This window comes from Pontibacter toksunensis, assembly GCF_042686245.1.
Classification (GTDB): domain Bacteria; phylum Bacteroidota; class Bacteroidia; order Cytophagales; family Hymenobacteraceae; genus Pontibacter; species Pontibacter toksunensis.
The window spans coordinates 1-2,511 of the sequence record NZ_JBHUOX010000075.1 but is presented as its reverse complement, the minus strand read 5'-3'; the positions used below and the strand labels follow the sequence as shown (position 1 = coordinate 2,511).

Below are 2,511 nucleotides of genomic sequence, written 5' to 3'. Positions count from 1 at the left end.
CCGGCTCGGGCAGCACCAACCCGGCAGACGGCAGGCCGGGGGTGCTGTATGTGGGGGATGTGGGGTACGGCCTCTGGGAAGACCTGAATGTGGTGACCAGGGCGGGTATGAACTTTGGGTGGCCGCTGTTTGAGGGCCTCACGCCCCACAACGGCTACATGAGCAAGAAAACCTACAACGCCTATGCGCCAAACCCGCTCTATAACACAGGAGGCTGCACGCAGCAGTATTTCTACTTCCAGGATTTGATAAAGCAGGAAACAGCGAGCGGCACGGCCAGCTTCACCAACCCCTGTAACACGGCGCAGGCCATACCAGCAGGCGCAAACACCTTTCTGCACAGCCGGCCGGTCATCGACTGGAGGCATGGCACGAATGGAGGACCATCCAGAACAGGTATCTTCAACGGAGAAACAGCCGCAGAGGTCAACATAGGAGCTCCTGGCTCGCCTGTTTCCGGGCCTCAGTTCGGGGGCAACGCCGTCGTGGCAGGTGTTTTTTACACCCATGATGACTTCCCTCCCGAGTACTGGAACACACTTTTCTTCGGAGACTACACTGGCAAGTGGTTGCGCAACCTCACTGTCGATGCATTTGATAAACCGACGGCTGTTCGAAACTTTATAAGCAGCGGGGCAGTCGTTGTACATATGGCGACTCACCCTACAGAGGATGGTATCTACTACGTCAATTTTCCCTCCGAAATACGGAAAGTGACTTACAACAGCATCAACCAGCCTCCCGTGGCAGTCGCCTCCCCTGACAAGACGTTCGGGCCCGGCCCACTCACGGTGCAGTTTACCGGCAGTAACTCTTATGAACTGGACGGCCAGCCCTTGTCGTACCGGTGGGACTTTGGAGACAGCACTACCAGCACGCTGGCTGATCCTTCACATACCTTCAACTCTGCAGCAGATACACTTGTCAGCTACAACGTCACCCTTACGGTCCGGGACAGCCAGGGCAGCGCCGACAGCATATCCATGCTTATTTCAGTCAACAACACGCCTCCTCAGGTTACCATCACCAGCCCGACCGATAACATGAAGTACCCCATGACAAGTGAGTCTACCTATTCCTTGAAGGCTACGGTCTCAGATGCGGAGCATAGCAGCAGCCAGTTGACGTACAGGTGGCAGACGATCCTGCACCACGAAGACCATCAGCACCCTGAGCCCGCTGTTACCTCACAGGAGGCAGTTACGACTATCTCCCCTTTGGGCTGCGGGGCAGAAGCTTACTTCTACCGCGTCAAACTTACAGTGACTGACGCGGCAGGCCTGGCTACCACAAGAGAAATCAGTCTTTACCCGGACTGCAACACGTCAACTACTCCTATTGTCCGGGAGCTCTGGGAAAATGTAACTGGTACAGCTATCTCCGACATTCCGGTCAACACACGCCAGACCAGTACCTCCGAGCTCTTGCTGTTTGAGGCGCCTGTGAATGCCGGCGACAACTATGGGGCCAGGGTCAGGGCTTATGTGCAGGCGCCTATTAACGGGGACTATGTCTTCTGGATTGCCAGCGACCAGGACAGCGAACTCTGGCTCAGTACTGACGAGAGCCCGTCCACCAAGCGAAAAATAGCGTCTGTGAGCGGAGCCACGGATGCCAGGGAGTGGACTAGATTTGCCTCTCAAACATCGGAGGCTGTTACCTTGCAGGCAGGGCGGAAGTACTATATCGAGGCCCTGCACAAGGAAAGCACCGGGGCAGATCACCTGGCTGTAGGGTGGCAACTGCCGGACGGGGCGCTGGAGCGGCCTATACCCGGCCTTCGCCTCTCTCCTTTTGTGCCGGCGCCGTCTCAACCACCTGTTGCCAACGCCGGAGCAGATGTATCCATCACATTGCCTGCCAACAGCGTTACGCTTAGCGGCTCAGGCACTGACAGCGATGGTACCATCAGTGGCTATAGCTGGAGCCAGGTGAGCGGGCCTTTGGCCACACTGAGTGGGGCCGCCACACCTAACCTGAGGGCAGACAGCCTGCTGGCAGGCACCTATGTGTTCCGCCTAACCGTGACGGACAACGAAAGCGCCAGCAGTTCTGATGATGTGACGGTAACAGTTGTTCCAGCCAACGTCGCGCCTACCGTGAGTGCCGGTTCGGATTTATCCATTACCTATCCCACAAACAGTGTGACCTTGAGCGGGTCAGGGAGTGACAGTGACGGTACTGTCAGCAGTTATGAGTGGGGGCAGTTGAGCGGGCCCAGCACCGCCCTTTTTAGTAGCCATTTGGTGGCCTCCCCTATAGTGAGTGAACTGATGGAAGGAGTATACGTTTTCCGCCTCAAAGCTACTGACAACCAGGAAGCAAGCTCTTATGATGAGGTGACAGTCACAGTACATCCCGCGAGCGTTGCACCCGTCGCCAACGCCGGTCCGGATAAAACCATCACCCTGCCCACCAGTAGTGTGCAACTGAGTGGATCGGCCACCGACAGCGATGGCACCATCAGTGGCTATAGCTGGAGCCAGGTAAGTGGTCCCAATACGGCCACCT

The 2,511-nt window shown here is 56.8% G+C and carries 1 protein-coding gene; it reads left to right on the top strand.

What is annotated here, in order from left to right:
• The coding region (locus ACFS7Z_RS27115) for a PKD domain-containing protein (protein ID WP_377492577.1) at positions 1 to 2,511 on the top strand (2,511 nt) is incomplete at both ends.